At 36.6% G+C, this 24924-nt stretch carries 23 protein-coding genes and 2 riboswitches; of the genes, 8 read left to right on the top strand and 15 right to left on the bottom strand.

Annotated elements, in window-relative coordinates:
* Window positions 1–2 precede the first annotated feature (2 nt).
* The 3 genes from MKY88_RS01440 (at window position 3) to MKY88_RS01430 (ending at window position 2325) form a co-directional block, all read left to right on the top strand.
* Window positions 3–1142 carry a DUF418 domain-containing protein gene (locus MKY88_RS01440; RefSeq protein ID WP_328205323.1) on the top strand — a complete coding sequence of 380 codons (1140 nt, stop codon included), beginning with the start codon at window positions 3–5 and terminating at the stop codon, window positions 1140–1142.
* Window positions 1143–1370: 228 nt separating this feature from the next.
* Entirely contained in the window at window positions 1371–1910 is a 540-nt protein-coding gene (locus tag MKY88_RS01435; RefSeq protein WP_170844185.1) for a DUF1273 domain-containing protein, read from the top strand.
* Window positions 1911–2010: 100 nt separating this feature from the next.
* On the top strand, window positions 2011–2325 hold the full coding sequence (locus MKY88_RS01430) for a hypothetical protein (protein ID WP_069479799.1): 315 nt from the start codon (window positions 2011–2013) through the stop codon (window positions 2323–2325).
* A 49-nt stretch (window positions 2326–2374) separates the two neighbouring features.
* Here MKY88_RS01430 and MKY88_RS01425 read toward each other — a convergent pair whose 3' ends face one another.
* The 3 genes from MKY88_RS01425 to MKY88_RS01415 form a co-directional block, all read right to left on the bottom strand.
* The gene (locus MKY88_RS01425) at window positions 2375–3769 is read right to left on the bottom strand and encodes an L-cystine transporter (protein WP_054612744.1); all 1395 of its coding nucleotides are present in this window, start codon (window positions 3767–3769) and stop codon (window positions 2375–2377) included.
* Between the two features lie 291 nt (window positions 3770–4060).
* Window positions 4061–5011 carry a GGDEF domain-containing protein gene (locus MKY88_RS01420; RefSeq protein ID WP_340812861.1) on the bottom strand — a complete coding sequence of 317 codons (951 nt, stop codon included), beginning with the start codon at window positions 5009–5011 and terminating at the stop codon, window positions 4061–4063.
* Entirely contained in the window at window positions 4989–5870 is an 882-nt protein-coding gene (locus tag MKY88_RS01415; RefSeq protein ID WP_069479797.1) for an EAL domain-containing protein, read from the bottom strand. Before MKY88_RS01415 ends, MKY88_RS01420 begins: the two co-directional genes overlap by 23 nt.
* A gap of 327 nt (window positions 5871–6197) precedes the next feature.
* Between MKY88_RS01415 and MKY88_RS01410 the strand changes: the two genes are divergently transcribed.
* From MKY88_RS01410 to MKY88_RS01395, 4 genes are all read left to right on the top strand, one after another.
* Window positions 6198–6383 (top strand): hypothetical protein, encoded by a 186-nt coding sequence (locus MKY88_RS01410; RefSeq protein ID WP_069479796.1) that lies wholly within the window; start codon window positions 6198–6200, stop codon window positions 6381–6383.
* Entirely contained in the window at window positions 6373–7791 is a 1419-nt protein-coding gene (locus tag MKY88_RS01405; RefSeq protein WP_193830731.1) for an amidase, read from the top strand. Before MKY88_RS01410 ends, MKY88_RS01405 begins: the two co-directional genes overlap by 11 nt.
* Window positions 7792–7936: 145 nt before the next feature.
* A complete protein-coding gene (locus MKY88_RS01400) occupies window positions 7937–9097 on the top strand; it encodes a PucR family transcriptional regulator (protein WP_340812860.1) in 1161 nt (386 codons plus the stop codon).
* 105 nt (window positions 9098–9202) lie between these two features.
* Window positions 9203–10099: a DMT family transporter gene (locus MKY88_RS01395; protein WP_328205331.1), complete on the top strand. Its 897-nt coding sequence runs from the start codon at window positions 9203–9205 to the stop codon at window positions 10097–10099.
* A gap of 57 nt (window positions 10100–10156) precedes the next feature.
* On the opposite strand, the gene MKY88_RS01390 is transcribed toward MKY88_RS01395, so the two are convergent.
* Window positions 10157–10729, bottom strand: coding sequence for a YitT family protein (locus MKY88_RS01390; RefSeq protein WP_069479792.1), 573 nt, complete (start codon window positions 10727–10729; stop codon window positions 10157–10159).
* A 171-nt stretch (window positions 10730–10900) separates the two neighbouring features.
* Here MKY88_RS01390 and MKY88_RS01385 point away from each other — a divergent pair, with 171 nt between their 5' ends.
* Window positions 10901–12190 (top strand): DUF2252 family protein, encoded by a 1290-nt coding sequence (locus MKY88_RS01385; protein ID WP_340812859.1) that lies wholly within the window; start codon window positions 10901–10903, stop codon window positions 12188–12190.
* Window positions 12191–12226: 36 nt separating this feature from the next.
* Here the strand turns inward: MKY88_RS01385 and MKY88_RS01380 are convergent, their stop codons facing one another.
* From MKY88_RS01380 to MKY88_RS01330, 11 genes are all read right to left on the bottom strand, one after another.
* A complete protein-coding gene (locus MKY88_RS01380) occupies window positions 12227–12748 on the bottom strand; it encodes a DUF2179 domain-containing protein (protein ID WP_008179593.1) in 522 nt (173 codons plus the stop codon).
* Between the two features lie 214 nt (window positions 12749–12962).
* Window positions 12963–13313: a VOC family protein gene (locus MKY88_RS01375; RefSeq protein ID WP_193830727.1), complete on the bottom strand. Its 351-nt coding sequence runs from the start codon at window positions 13311–13313 to the stop codon at window positions 12963–12965.
* Between the two features lie 227 nt (window positions 13314–13540).
* Window positions 13541–14839 carry a nucleobase:cation symporter-2 family protein gene (locus MKY88_RS01370; RefSeq protein WP_193830726.1) on the bottom strand — a complete coding sequence of 433 codons (1299 nt, stop codon included), beginning with the start codon at window positions 14837–14839 and terminating at the stop codon, window positions 13541–13543.
* Window positions 14839–15423 carry a xanthine phosphoribosyltransferase gene (locus MKY88_RS01365; protein ID WP_069479788.1) on the bottom strand — a complete coding sequence of 195 codons (585 nt, stop codon included), beginning with the start codon at window positions 15421–15423 and terminating at the stop codon, window positions 14839–14841. The genes MKY88_RS01370 and MKY88_RS01365 overlap by 1 nt, the downstream gene beginning before the upstream one ends.
* 130 nt (window positions 15424–15553) lie before the next feature.
* Window positions 15554–15655, bottom strand: a riboswitch (purine riboswitch).
* A 164-nt stretch (window positions 15656–15819) separates the two neighbouring features.
* Complete coding sequence (locus MKY88_RS01360; RefSeq protein ID WP_340812858.1) at window positions 15820–17643, bottom strand: APC family permease; 1824 nt, start codon at window positions 17641–17643, stop codon at window positions 15820–15822.
* 119 nt (window positions 17644–17762) lie between these two features.
* Window positions 17763–17912: riboswitch (cyclic di-AMP (ydaO/yuaA leader) on the bottom strand.
* A gap of 213 nt (window positions 17913–18125) precedes the next feature.
* Window positions 18126–18644: a PepSY domain-containing protein gene (locus MKY88_RS01355; RefSeq protein ID WP_069479786.1), complete on the bottom strand. Its 519-nt coding sequence runs from the start codon at window positions 18642–18644 to the stop codon at window positions 18126–18128.
* Window positions 18645–18736: 92 nt separating this feature from the next.
* On the bottom strand, window positions 18737–19402 hold the full coding sequence (locus MKY88_RS01350; protein WP_328205339.1) for a PepSY domain-containing protein: 666 nt from the start codon (window positions 19400–19402) through the stop codon (window positions 18737–18739).
* Entirely contained in the window at window positions 19399–20694 is a 1296-nt protein-coding gene (locus MKY88_RS01345; RefSeq protein WP_340812857.1) for a sensor histidine kinase, read from the bottom strand. Before MKY88_RS01345 ends, MKY88_RS01350 begins: the two co-directional genes overlap by 4 nt.
* Entirely contained in the window at window positions 20691–21380 is a 690-nt protein-coding gene (locus MKY88_RS01340; RefSeq protein WP_340812856.1) for a response regulator transcription factor, read from the bottom strand. The genes MKY88_RS01345 and MKY88_RS01340 overlap by 4 nt, the downstream gene beginning before the upstream one ends.
* 120 nt (window positions 21381–21500) lie before the next feature.
* Window positions 21501–21764: a hypothetical protein gene (locus tag MKY88_RS01335; RefSeq protein WP_193830723.1), complete on the bottom strand. Its 264-nt coding sequence runs from the start codon at window positions 21762–21764 to the stop codon at window positions 21501–21503.
* A 127-nt stretch (window positions 21765–21891) separates the two neighbouring features.
* A complete protein-coding gene (locus MKY88_RS01330; protein ID WP_328205342.1) occupies window positions 21892–24909 on the bottom strand; it encodes a leucine-rich repeat protein in 3018 nt (1005 codons plus the stop codon).
* Window positions 24910–24924: the final 15 nt, after the last annotated feature.

The raw sequence follows: 24924 nt of genomic DNA, 5'->3' as shown, positions 1-24924 counted from the left end.
CAATGACAACTAATCGTGTTACTTTCATTGATACAATGCGTGGGTTTAGTTTATTTGGCATCTTAATGGCGAATTTGTTGATATTCCAATTTGGGATGTATGGCAAAGATGAATTAAAAGATCTTTCTACCTTAGATAATGGAGCTTTATATTTTGTAAAGATTGTGATTGAAGGCTCCTTTATGCCAATCTTCACTATTTTATTCGGCTTCTCGCTTATTAAATTAATTGAATCCATTCGAAGAAAAAAAAATAAAAGCCGCTGGTCAGTATTACGTCGGGCAACTGGTTTAATTGCCCTTGGTTTACTACATTCCATTTTATTATGGGAAGGCGATATTCTTTTTTCTTATGGTTGTATGACTTTATTTTTAATTCCCTTTATTAATCGTAAACCTAAAACTTTGTTTATATGGGCGGGTATTCTATTTGTCCTTACGACAGCTTTAACATACGGTTCTATGGAGGCAACTAAAAAGGAACAAAAGGAATTAGATACTTACATTGAACAAGCAGATGATGTCTATGCTAATGGAAGCTACTTAGAAATTTTTGATTTCCGAGCAAATGCAGAAGTACCTGGAATGGAGGACCCTTCCTTCATCTTTATTGTATTAATTTTTGCGCCAATGTTTTATGCTCCCCTATTCCTCTTCGGTATGGCACTCGCTAAAAAGCAAGCCTTTGTGAAAATGGACGAGGAAGTAAAGTGGTATAAGCTAGGGGCACTCCTAGTTCCTATAGGTCTCGCATGTAAAAGTGTAAGTTTTATAGAAAGTAATTTTTCTTCCATCTTATTGATGGGCGGATCTCAACTATTAGCACTCGGCTATGTCAGCCTTGCAGCTTTAATCTATCAAACACGCCCTGTACAACTCCTTGCTCCTGCATTCGAGAGCGTGGGAAAATTATCTTTAACCAATTATTTACTACAAACTATTATTTGTACAACTGTTTTTTACGGTTATGGTCTCGGATTATATGGCAAGTTAGGTGTCTTTGGCGGTATTTTATTCGGTATCGTTGTTTACAGCCTACAATGTGTCCTCAGCCTTGCCTATTTAAAGAAATTTAAACGCGGCCCATTTGAAACAGTCTTACGCGTATGGACGAATTGGTCGTGGACTGGTCAGGTGAAGTAAGACTCCTACAAACTACTATATAAGAAAGGAATTATTTCATATGAATAGTGACTCTAAAGAAGACTTTACAGACTCGTGGTGGTTTTTAGGTATTTGTGCGGCTGTAGCAGTAATTTTAACACTATTGCATTTTAATCGTTAATATCGGCATTCGTTTTCCTTGCCCCCTACTGTATACTATTACTACAACCATACAGCTTAGGGGGCATTTTCTTGTTAACGCGTATAATGATTACAGGCTATAAGCCACATGAACTTGGTATTTTTAATGATAAACATCCTGGGATTAGTATCATTAAAAAGGCATTGGAAAACCGTCTACGTCTTCTACTTGATGAAGGGCTCGAATGGGTTATTATTAGCGGCCAACAAGGTGTAGAATCTTGGAGTGCTGAAGTTGTATGGACGCTAAAAAAGGAATTTCCTCATTTAAAATATGCAGTTATCACACCCTTTTTAGAACAAGAGAAAAATTGGCAGGACCATAAAAAAGAAAAATACCAAACCATAATTGCCCGAGCAGATTTCGTCACAAGCATTACGAAAAAACCGTACGAAGCTCCTTGGCAATTTATTGAGAAGGATAAATTTATTATTCAAAATACAGATGGACTATTATTAATTTATGATGAAGAAAATGAAGGCTCTCCAAAATATATCAAACGCCTGGCAGAAAAATTTATGGAGTCTCATGACTATTCACTTTTGACAATCAATGCCTATGATTTACAAATTATAGCGGAGGAAATACAGCAACAAGATTGGTAGAAATTAATTGCTATAATTTTCCGACAATTATATACTAGTATTATGAAATAGGTTGTCTGTAGCTAACTTTTTGATCACAATTCGAAAGGAGCTGTCACATTTGAAGAAACAAATCGAAGTAATTTTTGAAGCTTCTCCGATAAATATTACTCATGATACGTATCGCAGAGAGTGTAGCTATACGCGTGGCATTCATATTGAAGAACAAGAATTTCTAGCCATTTTAAGTACAATGAGTAGGGATTCCCGCTTATATTTTGATTTTCATAACCCTCGTAAGGAGATTAAAAAAGGAACATATTTAAATGGACACTCCGGTTTAGCCTACAATATTTTTGAGTATTATAAAGAAAACTTTAATATTGAGATTACTGAAATAATCAATGGTAAAGATTTTTATGTAAAGATCATATAAAACAACCCCCTTTAAAGTTTCACCTTTAAAGGGGGTTCTTTCTTCTATCTTATAGGTCTGATACTTGAGCACCTAATTCTTTATTATTATACATTTCTGTATCCAATTCTTTCGTAATACGCGCTGTTGTAACACCAGCTGTCATTGAACCACTTACATTTAAAGCTGTACGTCCCATATCAATTAAAGGCTCAACTGAGATTAATACACCTGCAAGGGCAACTGGTAAATCAAGAGCTGATAGTACAAGGATCGCTGCAAATGTTGCACCACCACCAACACCTGCTACACCAAATGAGCTAACTGCTACTACTGCAATAACCGTAATAATGAACACAGGATCAAGAGGATTAATGCCTACTGTAGGTGCAATCATAATCGCTAGCATGGCAGGATATACACCAGCACAGCCATTTTGACCAATGGATAAACCAAATGAACCTGAGAAGTTGGCGATACCTTCAGATACCCCAAGACGACCTGTTTGCGTTTTAATATTCATCGGTAAAGTACCAGCACTTGAACGTGAAGTAAAGGCGAATAATAATGTTTCCGCAGATTTTTTCACATACGTAATTGGGTTTAATCCACTTAATGTCAAGATTAATAAGTGTACTAAGAATACAATTATTAAAGCTGCATAAGAGGCAATCACAAACTTACCTAAATTATAGATGGCACCGAAATCAGATGTTGCTACAGTACGAGCCATAATAGCTAAAATCCCGTATGGTGTTAAACGTAAAATAATTGTTACAACACCCATGACAAGGGCATAAATAGCATCTAATCCTTTTTTAATAGTTGCTGCTGTTCCTTCATCTTTACGTGCTACACGTAAATAAGCAAAGCCAAGGAATGCTGAGAAAATTACGACAGCAATTGTTGAAGTTGAACGAGCTCCTGTTAAATCAAGGAATGGATTAGCTGGGAATAACTCAACAATTTGCGTTGGTAAATCAGGTGCTGCTAAGCCAGTCGTTTTTTCCTCAAGGTATTGCCCACGAGCTGTCTCCGCTTCACCTTGTAAAATGTGTGTTGCATCTAAATCAAATACTGTGGCAGAAAGAATACCTACCGCTGCCGAAACAGCTGTCGTACCAATTAAAATAGCTAAAATAAGAGCAGCCATTTTCCCAAAATTTTTGCCAATTTTCATTTTTGTAAAGGCAATAAGAATAGATATGAATACTAATGGCATTGCTACCATTTGTAATAATTTAACATACCCAGTACCTATAATATTGTACCAAGATGTTGTTTTAGCTAAAACTTCAGAATCAATACCGTAGATAAAATGAAGTCCAAGACCAAGCAAAATCCCTAAACCTAGACCTGCAAAAACACGATTCGAAAACTTCACGTGTTTTTTATTCATCACATATAAAATTCCAACGAACACAAGCAGAACTGCTACGTTAAGAATGATTTGTAAATTCGACAATGGAATGCCTCCTAAGGTGTTTTATAATAATGTAATCGAATTATATACCTATAATCCCTATAATTCAAGTATGTTTTATTAAGATTAATAATTTCATAAAATAAAAACGATTTGCTGCCATTCATTATTCCCTCGAAACGTAAAATAATTATTTTAAAGAGACTTCTTTAAAATATTTTAGTCTCCCTTGCTTTAATTGGTGACAACATTATCACTTTAATTGGTCATGATCCCAGTGGTTACAAAATTAATACCCAAAAAGCCACCAACATTAACAAAAACCTACATCGTTCAATGAACGAAGTAGGTTTCTTGTTTATTAATCAAATAACAGCTTCCAGTAATTTTTTTACACTGTTTTTTCACGTGTGTCACCGCATTAGATAATTGTTCTACGGAGTCAAAATAGTGAAATTCATTTGTGATAACTGCAACGGATAAAGTAGTACATGTTAATGGCTCCAGTTTTCCAACTCGGTTTGCTACCTGCACATATTCGAGATCCTCTAATTCATAAAAGCTCAAAATATTTGCATCAAAATCATCAATAATTCTTTGGCAAATCGAAGCAGCGTCATAATCGGGCAAAATCGCTACAAAGTCATCGCCACCAATGTGCCCTAAAAAATCACCTACCTCACTTATATGTCTTTTAAGTATATCTGTTAAATAAAGTAGGATTTTATCCCCTTTATTAAAGCCATATGTGTCATTATAGGATTTAAAATGATCTAAATCGAAATATATTAAACTATATTGTGGAAGTTTTAACGCTTCCTCAAGCTTTTCATTAATTAATTGATTACCTGGTAAACTACTTAGTGGATTCAAAAAGCTAGCAATAGCCACCTGTGTGTCGACGAGCTTTAACAGAAGCTCCCTTATACTAACCATTCCATAATATACGTCACTTTTAGTGACAATCACATCATCATATAAATCCTCCGGAGGTCTAGACATTGCTTGAGTACTAACCTCAGTAATCGGTATATTCCGATCTACAATTAAAGGATTTTCTTTAATGATTAATTGATTTTGCCGTCCCATAAATAAATGATAGCCATATTGAGTACCTATTTTTTGATAGAAATGTGTACGTGTAATATGCCCAATAGGTTTTTCATCACGAACTACAACAACACTACGTAATGAAGGATTACTCGTAAAAAGTACATCTACTTCTTTATTTTTCACAAATTCATCAATACATGGAACCTTTTCAATGACTTCCCCAATCTTCATGGTCACCCACCCTTATTTTCCCCAAATGTATTTCCTTTGCGGGCTTTCCTATCGCATAACCTTGCGCATAGTGAATACCGATACGATGTAGATACTCAAGCTCTTCCTGTCTTTCAATTCCCTCAGCAATAATTTTAGTTTTGGCCTGCTCGGCATATTTCATTAGCAATGTAACAAGCTGCTGCTGCTCACTAATCTGATCAATACATTGAATTAATGAACGGTCTAGTTTAATAAATTCTGGCTTTAAATAAATAAGTGTTTTCAAGCTATTATAGCCCGAGCCAACATCGTCTACCGCAATACGATAGCCCTGCGATCTATAATGTGATAATACACGTTCAAACTCAACAAAATCTATAACAGCACTACGCTCAGTTAATTCAAAAACTACTTGTTGTGGCTTAATGCCGAGTTCCTTTAATAATTGTAGCGTCTCTCCACTATGGTATTTTTTATCTAATAATACATTCGGATGTATATTAAGAAACACTAAAAGGTTTTTATCCACTAAATCATTGTGCATACGTTCCTTGAAACGTTGTAAAGAAAGATTTCTACAAAAACATTCAAATAAAAATACACAATCTGTTTGTCCTACAAACTCATAAAACTGGTCGACACTTGTAAACAATTCCGAGGGTATTGGACGGTTTAAAGCTTCAAATCCAATTGTTTGCGCTGTCTGTAAATCCACAATAGGCTGAAAGTATGTATGTAAAGAACCTTGTTGAATAATTTGCTTCAATGCTTTTAAACGTTTTATATATAACGTATTTTGTTGATGTTGCCCGTATAAATATTTTAATAAAGAAAAAACATTATTAGTTTTTATATTTTGTTCCACAGCTGACTCCATGCTTGCACCTCTTCAATTGGTTATTATGGTTCATTGTACGCTTCGATTGTAAATAGACTGTGAATCGCATGTAAAAAGAGCAAGCTCCAGCACTAGAATTCTGAATATTTCTTTCCGAGTAGTAAGCTTTTATTCTTATCTATTAAATCGTACTTATTTCACAATATTCATTCTATTAAGAATTATTTATTTTATATAAACCACCATTAGTGTATGATTGTAATAATAGGATTATATTACCTATCATAATTATTTGTGATTGACGATATTGGTCTTTGTGGGGAAACCTATTTAGATAATAAAACCATTCAAGGGAGGATCTTGTTAATGAGCTTGTCTATTCAACAATTATTGGAGAACAAAGGAATTACACCGAAACCTGAGCACCTTGAACTATTAAAAACACGCTGGGAAGGTATGCAGTCACTTCGTAGCCACCTAGAAGGTATTGCGATTGATGACGCGGATATCGCTGTACGCAGCATTCCTGGAGGTGATCACATTGACAACTGATTTACATTTAAAATCCGTTGAAGAACTGGCGCCTTTACTACAATCGAAGGCTTTATCTCCCGTGGAGCTTACAAAGGCTATTCTAGATTTTGCTGAGGAAAGCCAGCCTAAGATTAATGCCTATATGGCCTTTTATCGAGAAGAAGCATTGTCTCAAGCAAATGAAATAGAAAAAGAGATTCTCCAAGGGCAATATAAAGGAATGTATCATGGAATTCCTATGGCCTTAAAGGATAACTTATATTTTAAAGATAAAATAACAACGATGTCCTCCAAAATTCATAAGGACTTCATTTCAGATTATGATGCAACAGTAGTAGAGAAACTTCGTGACGCTGGTGTTATTTTCACTGGAAAATTAAGCATGCATGAATATGCTTGGGGAATTACTAATAATAATCCTCATTACGGACCCGTTCGCAACCCTTGGGATTTAGATAAGATTCCTGGTGGTTCTAGTGGTGGCTCTGGTGCCGCTGTTGCGGCAGGTGCAAGTGTCGCCTCACTAGGAACGGATACAGCAGGCTCGATTCGAATCCCTTCTTCTGCCTGTGGTATCGTTGGCTTAAAGCCTACACATGGTCGTGTAAGTAAATATGGCTGTTACCCACTTGCTTGGAGCTTAGACCATATCGGCCCAATGACAAAGACAGTAAAGGATGCAGCAGGCTTGCTGGAAGTCATTTCTGGTTTTGATCATCGAGACCCTACTTGCATAGATGTACCTACTGACAATTACGTGCAGCAAATTTCAGGCAATAGTAAGGATTTAGTCATCGGCATTAATGAGGACTACTTCTTTAAAGACGTAGATGCTGACATAGAAAAGGCTGTTCGAGCGAGCATTCAAAGTTTAGTAAATCAAGGTGCTAAAGTGGAAGTAGTGCGAATCCCATCCTTACAATACGCAGAATGGGCAGAGCTTGTAACATCCCTTTCAGAGGCAGCAGCTATACACCATTCTGATTTACAAAAGAGACCTCAAGAATTCGGAGACGATATCCGGTTATTATTTGAGCTAGGGGAACTACCTTCTGCAGTTGATTACTTACAGGCACAGCAGGTACGTCGTCAAATTAAGCAGGAGTTTAACGAAATTTTTAATCAAGTAGATGTGCTTATTACCCCTACTCTACCTGTTGTGGCAAATACCATTGGTGATGATTTCGCTGAGCTAAATGGTAAAAAAGTAGATTTAATTGATAATATTATTCGTTTTACAGGTCCAAGTAACTTAACAGGCTTACCTGCCCTTTCAGTTCCTTGCGGCTTTAAAGGAAATTTACCAATAGGTCTACAAATTATTGGTCCTGCCTTTAAAGAAGGTCGAATTTTAAATGTTGGGTATGCTATCGAACAAACAAACCCATTAAAAAATAGAAAGCCTAATATTTTTTCTACTATTTAATCTATAAATAACATTGAAAAATCTGCTCACTAGGAGCAGATTTTTTCATTGTATGTATAATCTTTTCAAACTTATGGTTTTTTATTGGGGCGTACTTTTATAATAGAAGATAATAGCTTACTACAAGAAAGGCAATGATCCATTCATGAATGTAGAGAACTTTTTACAACTACCCATTACAAAAAATTTTATCGTTGTTGCTGGTCACAGCGGTTTGCATAAAGCTGTTCACAACGTAGAAATACTCGACTTTGAATTCTCCCCAGATATACATCATGTGCGAGATACGATATTCACGCCAAACAGTGTTGTGTTAAGTAGCCTATTATTTGCAAAGCAAAAGCCTGAGTATTTATTAAATGCCGTCAAAAGCTTGATCGAGCTAGGCGCAAGTGCCTTAGCCTATAAACCTGTTATTTATAAAGATTTACCAGAAGAGGTTTTAACTTATGCGGAAGAACGTAATTTTCCTATCCTTCGATTTGGTGGAGATGAGTTTTTTGAAAAAATCATTTTAGAAACGATGGCTTATGCTAAAACACAGGATTACTCGTTCTTTTTAGAAACAATTGTACGAAGATTAATGGAGGAGGATCTTGCACAGGAGCAGCTAAAGTCGATTTTACAGCAAATTGATAGACCTTTTGACAAGTATATATTTGTCGCTAATCTACGGGGAAAAGGTTTATCTCAAAGTGATTGGAAGCAAAACTTTTTATCAATGGAGCCTTTATTAAAATCAGGTTTAATTTGCTCCTATAAGCAAAGTCTTTTTCTGATTATAACTCACCCATCTCAGCAGTTTCAGGTTGAGAGGTTTATACATGAATGGCTAACATTAAATGCTTTCCCTACTGAAGCATTCACCTTTGGCTATAGCAATTGGTACGACACACAAACAGGAATTTCAACTGCTTTGCGAGAAGCCTATTTTGCTAGTATTTTTGCTGAAATTGATAAGGTACCAAGCTGCCATTATAAGTCCCTTGCATCAGATCGTTTATTAATAGAGCTGTATCGTAAAGATCCTACATTTGCGATGGATTATGTCACTTCCTTTTTAGCACCTTTACTCGATGATAAGGCAGACCCAGATTTATTGGAAACGGCCAAAACCTATATTACAAAAAAAGGAAACATAAAAGAAGTGGCTGTTGACCATTATTGTCATCCCAATACCGTCCGCTATCGCATGGCTAAAATCCGTCAGTTAGTAGTACCTGTAGATAATGACTATGTATTTTATGAGCGTCTAGCTGCAGCCGTTAAATTGTACTTATTACATAGCAAATTGAGTGATGAATAATCGCTTTGGAATAAGTACAAAAAAACGCCTGAATATTTAGAAATAAAATCAAATTATTTTCTTCTCTCTTATGCTATCCTAATTGAAGTTAGGAGGAAGAATTTCATGAAAACTTACATAGCGGATGGCATGCTACTCGTTACAGCCATTGTTTGGGGCAGTGGGTTTGTTATAACAGCCATTGCCTTAGAATATTTAACGGCTTATCAAGTTATGGCTGGTAGATTTTTATTAGCTTCAATTATATTAACTGTTTTATTTGGTTCCCGATTAAAAAAAGCGTCAAAATCGGTCATATGGAAAGGTGCTTTATTAGGTACCATATTGTATATAGCATTTGCTCTTCAAACCGTTGGACTTCAATATACAACACCATCGAAAAATGCCTTTTTAACCGCAGTTAATGTCGTTATTGTTCCGTTAATCGCCTATGCGGTTTATAAGCGTCGTATTGATGGGTATGAAATTATTGGGTCCTTAATGGCCATTATTGGAATTGGATTTTTATCGTTACAAGGTTCATTGACGATGAATGTGGGTGATGCCCTTTCGTTAGCTTGTGCGGTTGCTTTTGCCTTTGATATATTTTGTACAAATCTTTTTGTTCAAAAGGAAGATGCCATTGCACTAACTATCATTCAATTTCTTACCGCTTCCTTTATAGGTATTCTTGTAGTCATAAGCCAAGGAGAAATCCCTACGTCTCTAGAAAAAGAAGCTATTTATTCGATTATTTACTTAGGAATTTTTTCAACAACGATTGCTTACCTTTTTCAAAATGTGGCGAATCAATATACAACTGCTACAAAGGCTGCGATTATTCTATCAACGGAATCATTTTTCGGCATGATCTTATCAGTTATCTTCTTGCACGAAATTTTAACGAGCCGTATGATTGTAGGAGCTGTTCTTATATTACTCGCCATACTCATTGCGGAGGTCAAACCAGCACACCCTAAAAAGAAGCTTATGAAAACACTCGACAATCAAACACCAAAATAGTTTCAGTCTCTTACTGGAGCTATTTTTTTATGCGACACGCTCAGGAGTAAACGAATGTTAGGAAGCACGACTCGTAATAATGCTTGTCGTTATGCCTACTACTAACACTGTAATAATAGACAATAAAAAAGTAGTGGAGGACAACAAGAAACCGCCAACAACAATAACGATAGAATCAATAAAAAATATTAATACCCCTACATTAATACTTGTCTTATCACTAATAAATTGTGCAATGAGATCTGTCCCTCCCGTGCTTGTCTGAAAACGAAGCATTAAGCCGATCCCAAAACCTACGAGAATCCCCCCAAGTATAGCACTGTATAGAGCATCTATTTGAACGAGATTTCTGACTGGCTTTAACAAGTCTATAGTCAAGGAAGAGGTAATTAAGCCATGAATACTATTGTAAAAATAAGCTCTATATTTAAACCAGGCAATAATAAAAATAGGAATACTAATGATAATAATCATTAGACCAATCTTTAGCTTATATAAATAATGTAAAATCAGCGCTAATCCTACTACTCCCCCATCTAATATTTCATAGGGCGTTAAGAATAAGTTAATTCCTAACGACAAAGAAATACTTCCTACTATAATGACAAGGCTTTTTGTCAAAAAATACATATAACCCCCCTCCGTAACTGAGCATGTCTTATAGTATGAAAATAGCTGATTGAACATGTTACGAAATAACCCTATATCCTTAGCCATTTTTATCGAGCACTTTTGATAAATTTCTTCGAAACCTATCCCTTTATTTTTCGTATATACATATAACCTAAAGGGGGTTTTTAGATGGAGCATGCATTATTGGAACAGGTGAAACATACAAGAGTTTTTTTAAGAAAGGAGCTATTAAATACCATCTTTGAGGAGTTTGATGCTCAACGAATGAAGTTAACTGAAGAACAGCGATTGGAGAAGTATCAGAAAATGCTTGAAAGTCCATTCCGCTTTTTCCGAGGAAGTGCTTATCTATTTTATTTTGACATGACAAAAACTTCTTCCATCTTCCATACGCCTACTCTCAAACCGACTTGGATTCAAGGAGACATGCATATGGATAACTTCGGTGCCTTTCAAAATGAAGATGGCACGATTGTCTTTGATGTCAATGATTTTGATGAGGGTTATGTTGGCTCTTATTTATATGATATTGTTCGTATGAGTGTTAGTATTGCACTTTATTTAGAAGAACAAGGCATACATAGAGCTGCTCAGGAAACGGCCATTCAACATCTGCTCAACAGCTATATAGATCAGTTAAAACGATTTCAACGTAAACAGGATGATCCTCTAACGCTCGTATTTACGAAAGACAACACAAAGGGACCAGCCAAAAAATTATTGAAAAAGCTAGAGAAACGTCAACGCTCCCAGTTTTTACAGGATATTTCCTATGTCGATGAAGAAAGGCAACGCAAATTTAGTAGCAATGATGAAATTCAGCCAGTTACTGCCGAGGAATACAAGGCAATTTCGAGTGCACTTCCTGCTTACAAGATTAAGGACATTGCTTGCAAGTATGGCTCAGGTACTGCTTCAATCGGCTTAAAACGTTACTATATTTTAGTGGAAGATAAAAAAGATGCATCAGGAGCAGAAGATTTAGTATTAGAAATGAAAGAGGCACGTACAGCGATCCCAGCCTATTTCCTTTCTTACAATCATGAATTTTGGAAGCATTATGAGCATCAAGGTGCTAGAGTAGTTGGGACACAAAAAGCTATGCACCATTTAGAGGACCCTCATTTACAATTTATGACCATGAATGAGCAGGAATTTTACATTCGAGAGCGTTCTCCTTATAAAAAGAAAGTAAAGCCTAAAAACTATAAAAATGTCGACGATTACTATACAACAACCTCGATCATGGGACAAATTGCCGCTAAAATACATGCACGAGCAGATATCGATTATTCTCCTGTTTTTACCTATCATAGTGAGGATGAGATATTAAAAGCGATTGGGAAAGATCGACATGTTTTTGTTGAACAAGTAATTTTACAGTCTATGAACTACAAAGACACAGTCTACTCAGATTATCACCTATTTAAAAACTGGATGGATGCAAAGTTTAAATAGTAATGAAAAGGACCTTAGTTAGTAGCTAAGGTCCAATTATTTTTGCCTAGCCTTCATACGAGCTAGTAAAAAACCACCTTTAAATGACTTCGGCTCGTACGAAATTATAAATGCATTAGGTTCGAATTGCTCTACTATTTGAAAGAGTTCTGCCTCTCGATTTCTCTTTGTTAAAATCTCATATTTATAGCGATTACTATCTCGCCCCTCTCCAACATAAATCGTAACAGCAAATCCCTCATTACGGAGAAACCTCACAAGCTCTTCATTCTTATTTTGAGTATTGATTGTTGCATAAACATAGCCAATCGCCAGTTTTCGTTCAATTTTGGCTCCTAAAAATATACCTAAACCAAAACCAATTGCATAAACGACCATAGCTAACATACTTTGTTTCCCACTAAAAACAAGCGAAAGGCCAAATACATACACTAGCATCTCTAGCATACCGAATATGGCAGCAAGGAAAGTAATATTTTTCACCAAAAATATTGTACGTAAAGTTAAAAAAGGTACATATACTAATTGAAGTATTAAAATCAAAACGATACTTTGCATTTATACTAGACCTTTCTAAGAGTAGTTATATAAGTGTATGTTGAAATAGAGATTTACATTCTATTAAAAATACCTTATTTATAAATTCCCTCGCCACTCAATTCTAAACATCAACGCCTAAAGTACTAAAAAAGCCGTTCAATTGTTCAAACGACTTTAAAGGCAAGCCACAAGCTATTTAAACGAAGTTAACATTCAAATTAATTACTTTGATTTATTTCTCCCAAAGTTCTATACGTCTTCCTTCTGGATCTTCAATCCAAATAAACCTTCCAAACTCATGAATCGTCTTGTCCATTGCAAGGGGAACACCTATTTTTTCAAGATGTTTAATACTGTCATCTAGATTTTCCACTTGAAAGTTTAGCATCACTTGTTGATCTGTTGGAAAATAGCTGTCATGCTCAGAGAAGAAGGAAAAGATCGTTTCATTGCCTAACTGTGGTGTAATCATGGTACCATTCCAACTTTCAATTTCCATGTTTAGAACTTTGCTATACCATTGTTTTATTTCTTCTAGATTTTTAGTCCTCCAAAAGACTCCTCCCAATCCATTTACTTTCATAAGGATTTCCCTCCTGCCAATTAGTTATAAATTTTAATTCTAGTTTTAAATGTGAATACCTTCTTTCATTAACATACCCTTACCAGTTGAATAGTAAAAAGCCTTTATACAAAACACCCACGTTACAATTTTCCTTTGCAAATAAAAAACCCCCGTAAAAGTTAGATTGATGTCTAACTTTTACGGGGCAGTTCAAAGATAGGTGGCTTATTGTTTAATTAAAATCTTTATGCTTCCCCATGCATCGGGTCTTTTTTATGCTTTGGCCCAATCATGTTGAATAAAATATTAAGGATAATCGCTGTGACTGATCCACAGACGATGCCGTTAGATGTTAAAATAGAAACTTTTTCTGGTAATGCATCAAAAATACCAGGAACGACTGATACACCGACACCTAAACTAACTGCAATCGCAGCAATCATCGCATTTTCAGCTGACTCATTCATAACTGGTACAAGCATACCCATACCTTGAGTAATTACCATACCGAACATTGCAAGCATGGCCGCACCTAGTACAGATGTTGGAATAATTGTTGTTAACGCTGCGATTTTCGGTAAGAAACCAAGCGCTACTAGTAATCCACCTGTAATGTAAATGACTTTACGATCTTTAACACCTGACATACGTGTAAGTCCCACGTTTTGTGAGAATGTTGTGTACGGAAAGGCATTGAAAATTCCACCGATTACAGATGCAAGACCTTCTGAGCGATAACCACGAGCTAAATCTTTTGAATCTAATTTTTTATTACATATATCACTTAGGGCAAAATAAACACCAGATGATTCAACTAGAGATACCATTGCTACAAGAGTCATTGTAATAATAGCCGTTACATCGAATGTTGGCATTCCAAAGTAGAATGGTTGTACCATATGGAATACATCCGCTTCTACTACTGGGTGAAAATTAACCTTGCCCATGAATGCCCCTAATATTGTACCCGCTACTAACCCAACTAAAATGGAAATGGCACGGATGAAGCCTGTAGAAAAACGGTAGACGATTAAAATAATGACTAGCGTAATAAATGCTAATGTAATATTTGAGCCGGATGCAAAATCCTCTGCTCCTTGTCCACCTGCCATATTATTTAAAGCTACTGGCAGTAAAGAAATACCGATAATAGAAACGACAGATCCTGTTACTACTGGTGGGAAAAATTTCACTAGCTTCCCGAAGAAGCCCGCAATAATCACGACAATCAAACCAGATGCAATAATGGAGCCATAAATATCTGTGATACCTTGCTCTGGGTTTGTACCTATAGCAATAATTGGACTTACCGCTGTAAATGTACAACCAAGTACTACAGGTAAGCCAATACCAATAAATTTACCTGAGTAAACTTGTAAAAGTGTTGCGATCCCGCACATCATAATATCAATCGCCACTAAATACGTCATTTGTGTTGAATTAAAGCCAATTGCCCCTCCAATAATAAGTGGCACTAAGATGGCTCCAGCATACATCGCAAGTAAATGTTGAATTGCTAGCGTCGTTGATTTAAAGGTATTCATTACGCGCGAGCCTCCGTAGCAAATGTCACTTTGCCATCTTCAAGAGAATCTACAATCGCCAATGATTCTACGCGGACACCTTGCTCACGTAATAATTTGCCCCCATCCTGGAAGCCTTTTTCAATAACAATGCCAACTCCTACAACATTAGCCCCTGCTTGAGCCGCAATATCAAGTAAGCCCTTTACTGCTTCTCCGTTTGCTAAGAAATCGTCAACAATTAAAATATTGTCGTCTTTACTTAAAAAATTACGTGATACAGAGATATCATTTGTTTCATTTTTAGTAAATGAATGTACTTTTGATGTGTAAAGGTTATCTGAAAGTGTTAATGATTTACGTTTACGAGCGAACACTACCGGTGCACCGATTTCTAGTCCTAACATGACAGAAGGAGCGATACCTGAAGATTCTATTGTTAAAATCTTTGTAATTACTTGGTCAGCAAATCGGTTTGCGAATTCATGACCAATTTCCTTCATTAACAATGGGTCAATTTGATGGTTTAAAAATGAATCTACTTTTAATACTGAAGATGATAGTACTTTACCCTCTTGCATAATTTTGTCGTGTAATAACTTCATTTCTGTCATATCCTTCTTTCTTAAATATTAATAAAAAAAGCTGAACACTTGGTCCCATTCAGCTACGAGTGGAGCAAAGCATTCAGCGTTAAAACGTCGAAAGGAATAGAAAACATCATTAAAGAAGTTCTCTAAAAGCATTGCTACCCATAGTCGATTTATTTACGGTAAATCGGTAGAAACTTGCAAGCCATATCCTCGCTATTATATGAGTAAAATTGTATGAATCTATCAGAAAACCCAATTTAACACTTTATTCGGTAGAAGCCTATTTCTCCTACTAAAAAAAGTTTAATTTTTCGGAATTTAATGGTATTCTGTGACTTTTTAATTGTAAACGTTCGTGTTTTCAATCAACGTACTGATTATAACAGACAATTTTCTAGCATGCTAGCATTATTTTGATAAATGAAAAGGTACTGTCATAATCACGACATTTCTGTGAAATAACAATGTCGTACGTATTAATAAGCTAGATTGATTGTGAAGCATATGATGCCAGCCCTTTTTCGGTAAAAATTGAGGGATGACAACCGTTACTTTATGACCTGTTTTCGCACATTGATGGTCCACTTTATCAATAAATTTTATTAATGGCTGTGTGATGCTACGATATGCTGAATAATAGGTTACTAGTCGAATATCTGGTTGCCATGCCTGCCATTTTTCTTCGAAGGCTTTGGCATCCGCCTGATCGAAAGCAACATAAAAGGCAATAATTTTATCAACCTTAAGTGATTTCGCATAATGAAGGGAATTTTCAACCACCTTCGTTATACCAGCTACTGGTACAATGAATACATTCCCTTCAATAGTAGCCATTTCCTCTTTACTCAATCTCAGCTGTTCTCCAACGGCTTGATAATGAAGCTTGATCCGATGAAATACAAAAATAATGATTGGTAAAAAGACAAACACTGGCCATACTTGAGGCAACTTCGTCACAAAAAACATCATCGCTACGATAAACGAAATGGCTGCACCAATTGTGTTGATCGTAAATTTTGCCATCCAGCCAGTAGGTTTTTCACGCCACCATTTTCGCATCATTCCCGTTTGCGCTAATGTAAACGGAATAAATACCCCAACAGCGTAGAGTGGAATTAAATGTTCTGTTGCCCCATCAAATAATATGATTAAGACAATGGCTGCTAGCCCTAGCATCATAATGCCATTGGAATACCCTAGGCGATCCCCACGCATTTGGAATATTCTCGGGATAAATCCGTCTTTTGATAAATTGACAGCAAGTAGAGGAAATGCTGAATAGCCCGTATTTGCTGCAAGTACCAAAATCATCGCTGTTGTACCCTGTACTATATAATAAAAGAAATTTCGACCAACACTTGCTTCTGCTAGTTGGGAAACGACTGTCGCTTCCGAAGTGGGGGCAATTCCGTAAAAATAAGCTAAACTAACAATACCGATAAATAAAACCGCTAAAATTCCGCCCATTGCTAACAATGTTTTAGCAGCATTATTAGGGGCAGGATTTCTAAAATTAGGAATCGCATTTGAAATAGCTTCTACCCCTGTTAAGGCTGAGCTTCCTGACGCAAATGCCTTTAATAAAATAAATAAACTAATCCCTGCGACTGGTGTACCAATCTTTGGATGCAGCTCTGCCGGCACCTGACCTGTTGCAACATTATAGAGCCCCATCCCGATCAACACTAACATAACGACTACAAACAGATAGACTGGATACGCCAAAACAGAGGCGGACTCTGTTACACCACGTAAGTTCAAGATCGTTAAAAAAATCACAAAGATAATAGCAATTGGCACATTGTATGGGTGCAGACTTGGAAATGCCGATGTAATTGCGTCCGTCCCTGCTGATACACTTACCGCTACCGTTAAAATATAATCAACGAGCAATGAGCCACCTGCTACAAGACCCGCGTTCACACCTAAATTTCCCCTAGATACTACATAAGCGCCGCCCCCGTGTGGATAGGCGAATATAACCTGACGATATGATAAAGTCAGTGCCACCAATAGGACAACAACCCCTGCTGCAATCGGTAAAGAATACCAAAATGCTAATGTTCCCACAGTCATCAGGACAATTAATATTTGTTCCGGTCCATAGGCTACGGAAGACAAAGCATCGGACGATAATATTGCCAATGCCTTTGTTTTACTAAGCTTTTGTTCCCCTAACGCATCGGATCTTAATGGTTTGCCGATTACATAACGTTTAAATGAGGATTTCATCAATAAACACCTTCTAGTTTCTTAGATTGTGTTTCGCCTTCCTAAATGAGATCAAAAAACGCCTACAAGTCATCACTAAATAAGACTTGTAGACGCTCATCTGTCTGCCAAGCTCCAACTTTTCTGCTCTTAACGCTTACGAGGTTAGCTGTCGGATTCGGGCCTGAGTAGCCCTACCCTTCAAAAGAAGAGATTCACCCCAAGGATTGCTTATGCACTCCGTCAAAAATGGGTCCCCCGCGTCTAGTTTGCTTCAGCGATTTAGAAATTTGAAACTTTAATAATGATGTCATATTACGCCTGTCGATAAAAAAAGTAAAGAAGAAAATTTTTATTTTTTACAAGTGAAATACATAGACTTTTTGAAATACATTGTTAACATCGATGGTAGAAATTAATTTACCCGCGAACACCTAATTTAAAGGCATTTTACAACAAAAAAACCTTAAAAGTATGCTCTACTTTTAAGGCAACAACTATTATTAGTCTTCCATATCTTGTTCAAAGTCGACAATTTCTCCTGTAATCGAATCAACATCAACGTCATATTCATATTGGCCATTTTTTAACTCGATTTCATAGATACCATCATCTAATTTAATTTTTGTTACTGTACCCTTTGCTTTTGTTAGAGCCGCTTCAATAGCCTTTTCTTTACTTATAAGGTTAGTAGCAGTATTAGCGTTAACCCATTCATTATCATCGTCATCTTGACGCTCTTTCTTCTGCTTAAGTAATTTTCCAGTATAGGCATCAAATTTTAAATCATACTCTTCTTTATCAGCATGCACCTCTACCTCATAAACAGAGCGATAGCGATTTTGATCTAGTTCAATATCTGCTACTGTCCCATCTACTACTGCTAATGCTTTCTTTTCGATTTCTTGCATGGATAGGATCTTTTTTTCTTGTGCACTTCCTGATAATAAAGTTGTCGAGCCAATTGCCGCTCCAACACCAAGAGTCACCACTAATGCAGGAATCATAATTATTTTTTTCATGTTCATCTCTCCTTTGTTTTATCTGCTTTTAGCTTACCAAGCTAAGATGATAGAACTATAAGAGGAACATTAGAATTTCATGAGAAACTCGTTTAATCGTCCCATGAAACAGAAAGGACCTTTCCAGATACAGCATGAATTTGAAAAGTGGCCTCTTCATGCTCTGTTTCAATTTCAACTAAATAGTAACCGCCATCCGCCGTATCTTCAAAATCTACAGAGTCCACTTTCCCAGTTAATTGTTGCAACGCTATATCAATGGCTTGCTGTTTCGTAATAATATGGGGGTTTTCAGGCTGATTTAGTGGTTCTACATCTTTTTCAAATAACACTTCACCCGAATAGCCATCTACTGTTATATCTTTTTGCTTATGCTCCTTTCCAACACGTGCGGTATAAATGGTTTCAGTGAGCATGACGCTTTCTACTTCACCATATTTTTCTTTCACCATTTTTCTTATTTGATTTTCTGTTAACAATAATTTACTTTGCCCTTTTTGCAACGTTAGATCAGAAACCTGCTGTGTTGTAGCATCAAGCATGGCTGTATATTTCAAATTCTCACGTGTAAATTGTATTTCAAATGAATTTCCACGTTTCTTTACTTCTGAAACTTGACCTTTGTAAATAGCTTCGATATGACGTATTGCCTCCTCTTCACTGAGAGGCTCCTTTTGAAAATAGCGATTTTGAATAAACCACAGCACCCCACTACAAAGAAGGACAATCACAATAAGTATTAAAGCCCACTTTTTCATTGTTGCCCCTCCTTTGGTATACATAAGGTAAAACTTGAACCTTCTCCAACTGTACTTTCCACATCTATGCTGATGCCCAGTTGTCCAGCAAGATCATGTGCAATCGCAAGCCCTAAGCCAGAACCGCCTGTTTTACGATTACGATCCTCTGTGACGCGGTAAAAACGTTCAAACAAATGCGGAACATGCTCTGCAGGAATACCGACGCCAAAATCCTGAATCGTCATTCGTACATGCTTAGTAGTTTCAGCTATGGAAATATGAACATCATCCTCACTGTATTTCCTAGCATTATCAAGCAAAATAAAGAGTAACTGCTTCAAAATTTTTTCATCACTGTAGATAAATTGCGGTGCTTTTGCATCGACTATAAAAGTTCGATGATACGCCTGCTGCATTTGTGCAGCCACTTTATTTAGGAAGGGAGCCAGCTCTAGCTGTTCAATATGAATATCCATATGCTCATTATTTTTTGCTAGCTCTAACAATTGCAATACCATTTCATGCATACGAGAAGATTCATTTGCAATAGCCTGAAGTGATTCCTGCGTTACTTCACGGTTGTCAAAGCCCCGTCTTAAGAGTAACTTTGCATAGCTTTCGATAACAGTAATGGGCGTTTTTAATTCGTGAGAAGCATTTGAAACGAACTCTTGTTGCTTTTGATAGTGCTGTTCAAGCTTCTCCATCATCATATTGAACGTTCGATTAATTTTTGCTAATTCATCCCCACCTTTAGCAGGGGTGTCCATTTTTTCATATTTTCCCGTCAATGCACTTTTGCGCATTGTCGCATTTAAGCGTTCTAGAGGTAATAAAATTAGGCGACCAAGTGCCAAACTCGCTAAAAATATTGGGATAGTGGCAATAATGGACACGACAATCAAAATAGCCTTTAATAAATCCAGTGTGCTCTCTACTTCCTCCATGGATTGCTGTAAGGTGATATCCACAATTGTCCCATCTATCCAAATAGTAGGCATTGTATAGGTAATGGAAGTAACATCAGGCATGTCTAGGGTGGCCTGAACCTTCGTCTTCAAATTTTCTCCATCATAAACATAGATAGCACCACCAGCTGGCATATACGCTCTTAATACTTGCTGTAGGTTGGTTTGTGCATTCAACTGACTTAATGTTGAGCTTAAATCATTTGCTCGTGTATGAAGTTGACTATATTCCGTATTATAGGCAAATTTCTCGTACAAAAAGTAAATTCCACTATTGGTTGCCACTAAAATTACTAGCATTAACAAAGTGGTAAGTAGATGAATCTTTGTTTTAAGCTTCATGATTTATTTTCCTTTAACACATAACCTACACCTCGAACTGTTTGAATAATGGGTGTTGCATTAGCGATTTCAAGCTTTTGGCGCACATATCGAATATAGACATCCACAACATTTGTATCTCCGTAGTAATCAAAGCCCCATACAGTCTCTAATATTTGTTCCCTTGTGAGCACCTGCTTAGGATGCTTCATTAGATATAGCAATAAATCGTATTCTCTAGGAGTCAGTTGGATCTCCTTCCCATAATAAATAACTTCTCTTGTTTGCTCATTGATCGATAACTGTCCAAACGATACACCGACCTTTGTTGGACTAGCCTTTTGAGAAAACCGTAGTGCATTACGGATACGGGCAAGCAATTCTTCAATTTCAAATGGCTTTGTCACATAATCATTAGCCCCTAAATCCAATCCCTTTACCTTATCCTCTACCTCACTTTTAGCAGTCAGCATGATAACCGGGGTATGTGATTCTGTTGCGCGAATCCGCTTTAACACATCTATGCCACTCATTTCGGGTAACATAATATCCAGTAAGATCAAATCCCATTGCTGCTCACGATATTGCAATAAACCATCTGCTCCTGTATGGGCCATCACCGCTTCATAGCCTTCAAATTGAAGCTCTAACTGCAGCACTCTCGCAATATTTTCTTCATCTTCTATAATTAAAATTCGATTGCTCATGTCGAATCAGTCCTTCACCTTTTCTTTCATCGTAAACGATGCAAGCGGTGAAAGTCTAATTAGAAAATGATGAGAAAATACTATGCATTTCCTTCTTTTTGACACAGGGTATATCCATAACTAATAAACTATCGGCAAAAAGCTGTAAAAATCCCTTTTCTCAAAAATTCCTGAGCTTACTTTAGCAACTTTTTTGCCGTTTAACCGATTGGGGAAGGGAAACTCCATCTCCATATGTGGACCATTGTAATGAATAATGGTCACTGTACCATCAGAATTATTGCGCCAATCATACTTCCTTTCATCTGATTTAATTGAAAGTTTAATGGATACAAAAGCTAAACTTAAGAATAATATGAAAAAGGTAAGACGAACAATTTTCAATAGAATCACATCCTTTTTGTATCAGCATAATAATTTACATCCGGACGCACTATTGAGTAATGTTAATAATTTAAACAAAAAAAATCTCGCCAACAACTTTCTGGATTGTCATTGGTGAGATTTTTAATTATTGATGCAAAGCCCTATACAAAAATGTTACAAACTCCGCTCGCGTTACAGGATCATTTGGTCTGAAATTGCCATTATCTCCAATCGTGATTCCATTTCCTGCGAGTATAGCAATAGATTCATGTGCCCAGTGTGTTTTTGGCACATCCTTGAAAATATTTTTATTTGATGAAGTTAATTTAAAGGCCAAAACCAATACTTTTGCCATTTGAGCGCGTGTCATATTAGTAGTTGGCTGAAAGTTCCCGTCTATGCCATCAAACAGACCTGCCTGTTGTACCTGATTGATTACCTCAAAATAGAGATGGCTTTTAGAAATATCGTTAAATACTAGCGCTTCTTTTTTCGTTTCTAGCTCTAATGCTCTTGTTAAGATCAGGGCAGCATGCTGGCGTTGAATCGGTGCATTTGGCTTGAACGTACCATCTTGATAGCCTGTAATAATACCCTGCTTTGCCATCGCCTGAATCATCTTCCATGCCCAATGTCCTTGAGAAATATCTGAGAAGATGATATCTGGTTCTTGTTGGGGTGTTGGCTCTGATGGTTGAGGCTCAGTTAGCTCTGATGGATTAGGTTCCCTTATTTCAGGTATGGTTGGCTCTGGTATTGGAGCTGGGTTCGGAGATATACTTCCCCCACCACCCGATGAACCCCCTGTTACCCAATGAGCATATAATGTGATATTGGACTTCACTACATCTTTGGAAAAATTCCATGGTATCGTCAGTTTACTATCCTTATACCAGCCTGTAAATGTATAGCCTGCCTTTATTGGATCTGCTGGCTTTGTTGCTAAGGTATCCTCAATTACCTTCTGTGATGCTACTGCACTTCCTCCATTTGTTTCGAAATCCACTGTAAACTGTGCGACATCCTTTTCCCATTTTGCATACAAGGTTGTATTTTGGGTTATCTTATCCGTTGTAAAATTCCATGGTGATGTGAATTGGGCATCCTTATACCAACCTAAAAACGTATAGCCTGCTTTTATCGGGATTACTGGTTTACTCACTAATCCCTCATAAATGACTGTAATAGGATTGATTGCTGTCCCTCCATTTGTATTAAATGTGACAACATATGCATTTGCTATCCATTTCGCATACAAGTCAAGATTGAATTCTTCAATATCAACAATGCTATTTACTGCATAATCTATACCGTCCCCCGCGTTAGTGCTGTTCCAACCATCAAATGCATAGCCTGTTTTTTCTAACGATCCTATATTGTTTAAGATCGTTGCTTGAGTATTTCTTGGGTACATATTCGTATCTACTGGTGGATTTCCTTGCTCAGAGCCATTTCCATGATAGATAATCCGATAAGTCAGTAATTCGAACTGGTGATTATATTGATCGGCATAGGCTTGTGCAGTCGATGCATCATGACCATAAACAATTAAATTACTTGGATTTGCATTAAAAATATCTTCTAAAAGAATCGTTGCATCCGATAATATTTTCACATGTTTAAGATTATTGTCGTTAAAGGCATTATCTTCTATAGTCATTACATTTTTGGGAATTTCTACACTACTAAGTCTATTCTCCCCAAATGCCCATCTACCGATAGTCGTTACACTACTAGGAATCTCTATACTTGTTAGTCGATTATCGAGAAATACACTTTCCGCTATACTTGTTATACTGAATGGAATAGTTACATTTGAAAGTTGATTTGTAGCAAATGCATACTCTCCTATACTTACGACACTAGAAGGTATCACTAAAGAGGTCAGGTTATTATCTGAAAACGCCCATTCCCCTATAGTTTCCAAAGTTGCTGGTAACTCAATGTTTGTTAATTGGTTCTCCATAAATGCGAAATCCCCAATTGTCTTAAGTTGATTTGATAGCTTTACTGTAGCAAGTGCATTATCTAAAAATGCATATGAGCCAATTTGAATCACTTGATCTGGTATTTCTATAGCAGTAAGTTTATTTGTAAAGAATACACCTTCACCTATCGTTGTAAGGTTATTTGATAGTTTCACATATGTTAATTGATTTTCTGCAAATGCCACATCTCCAATACTTGTTACACTGTCTGGTATAATTACCTGTGTAAGTCCTTTTTCACCAAATGCTCCACTACCTATTGCTGTTACTACCCTGCCATCTAGCTGACTTGGAATGGTTATTGCAATATCAGTACCTATGTAATCTCTAATCGTTACTGACCCATCCCTATTTTTTGTCCACTCATAATCTGCTTCATTAACATAATCTGGGGAATCTATTCCTTGGAAGTTTATATTCAACCTCTCTGCATACTCTTTTACCGAAGAGTTCTCTGGAGCATAAATAACAAAGTTAGGACTGTGCCCTATAAAGGCATCATCGCTTATTTCAATATCTTTAGAATATATAATGATTTCTTTTAAGTAATTATAAGAAAAGGCTCCATCCCCAATGCTTTTCACACTTTCAGGTATCTCTAAACTTTCAATATCATTCCTTGCAAATGCATTGGCCCCTATTATTTTTACACCCTCTGGGATTTTCACATTGACAATATCATTCGTTGAAAAGGCATGATCCCCTATACTAATAACACTATTAGGTATATCTATGCTTTCTAGCAAGTTTCCGGAAAATGCATAATTTCCAATACTACTTAGATTATTTGGAAGCTTAACATTTGTTAGTTGGTTTAAGGAAAATACACCATCACTAATACTCGATAGATTACTTGGAAGTGTCACACTTGTTAACTGATTTTGATAAAAGGCATAAGCACCAATCGTTGTGATTGTTTCTGGTATTGTGAGGCTTGTCAGTTGTTTATTAGTAAACACCCAAGGGTCTATTCCTGTGGCCATTTTCCCTTGCCATTGTTGAGGAATTACAATATCTCCGCCAGTACCTGTATATGTCTTTATAGTTACCGAGCCATCAGGGTTATCTTCAACATCATAATCAGCTTCATTAGCAAAAGTAAAAGGGATTTTTAATATCATCATGAAGAAAAATAGTGTGAACCATACTCCATATCTAACACTTTTGGCTTTCATATAGACTCTCCTTTC

This window comes from Lysinibacillus sp. FSL R7-0073 (assembly GCF_038009065.1).
Classification (GTDB): Bacteria; Bacillota; Bacilli; order Bacillales_A; family Planococcaceae; genus Lysinibacillus; species Lysinibacillus fusiformis.
Note: the sequence above shows the minus strand (reverse complement) of the source record. Positions and strands in the feature narration are given on the sequence as shown.

Bases quoted from the DNA above. Each gene is read 5' to 3' on its own strand.
- MKY88_RS01440 (WP_328205323.1), top strand. From the start codon at position 3: ATGACAACTAATCGTGTTACTTTCATTGATACAATGCGTGGGTTTAGT.
- MKY88_RS01435 (WP_170844185.1), top strand. From the start codon at position 1,371: ATGATTACAGGCTATAAGCCACATGAACTTGGTATTTTTAATGATAAA.
- MKY88_RS01420 (WP_340812861.1), bottom strand. From the start codon at position 5,011: ATGAAGATTGGGGAAGTCATTGAAAAGGTTCCATGTATTGATGAATTT.
- MKY88_RS01415 (WP_069479797.1), bottom strand. From the start codon at position 5,870: ATGGAGTCAGCTGTGGAACAAAATATAAAAACTAATAATGTTTTTTCT.
- MKY88_RS01410 (WP_069479796.1), top strand. From the start codon at position 6,198: ATGAGCTTGTCTATTCAACAATTATTGGAGAACAAAGGAATTACACCG.
- MKY88_RS01400 (WP_340812860.1), top strand. From the start codon at position 7,937: ATGAATGTAGAGAACTTTTTACAACTACCCATTACAAAAAATTTTATC.
- MKY88_RS01395 (WP_328205331.1), top strand. From the start codon at position 9,203: ATGAAAACTTACATAGCGGATGGCATGCTACTCGTTACAGCCATTGTT.
- MKY88_RS01390 (WP_069479792.1), bottom strand. From the start codon at position 10,729: ATGTATTTTTTGACAAAAAGCCTTGTCATTATAGTAGGAAGTATTTCT.
- MKY88_RS01385 (WP_340812859.1), top strand. From the start codon at position 10,901: ATGGAGCATGCATTATTGGAACAGGTGAAACATACAAGAGTTTTTTTA.
- MKY88_RS01380 (WP_008179593.1), bottom strand. From the start codon at position 12,748: ATGCAAAGTATCGTTTTGATTTTAATACTTCAATTAGTATATGTACCT.
- MKY88_RS01375 (WP_193830727.1), bottom strand. From the start codon at position 13,313: ATGAAAGTAAATGGATTGGGAGGAGTCTTTTGGAGGACTAAAAATCTA.
- MKY88_RS01370 (WP_193830726.1), bottom strand. From the start codon at position 14,839: ATGAATACCTTTAAATCAACGACGCTAGCAATTCAACATTTACTTGCG.
- MKY88_RS01365 (WP_069479788.1), bottom strand. From the start codon at position 15,423: ATGAAGTTATTACACGACAAAATTATGCAAGAGGGTAAAGTACTATCA.
- MKY88_RS01360 (WP_340812858.1), bottom strand. From the start codon at position 17,643: ATGAAATCCTCATTTAAACGTTATGTAATCGGCAAACCATTAAGATCC.
- MKY88_RS01355 (WP_069479786.1), bottom strand. From the start codon at position 18,644: ATGAAAAAAATAATTATGATTCCTGCATTAGTGGTGACTCTTGGTGTT.
- MKY88_RS01350 (WP_328205339.1), bottom strand. From the start codon at position 19,402: ATGAAAAAGTGGGCTTTAATACTTATTGTGATTGTCCTTCTTTGTAGT.
- MKY88_RS01345 (WP_340812857.1), bottom strand. From the start codon at position 20,694: ATGAAGCTTAAAACAAAGATTCATCTACTTACCACTTTGTTAATGCTA.
- MKY88_RS01340 (WP_340812856.1), bottom strand. From the start codon at position 21,380: ATGAGCAATCGAATTTTAATTATAGAAGATGAAGAAAATATTGCGAGA.
- MKY88_RS01330 (WP_328205342.1), bottom strand. From the start codon at position 24,909: ATGAAAGCCAAAAGTGTTAGATATGGAGTATGGTTCACACTATTTTTC.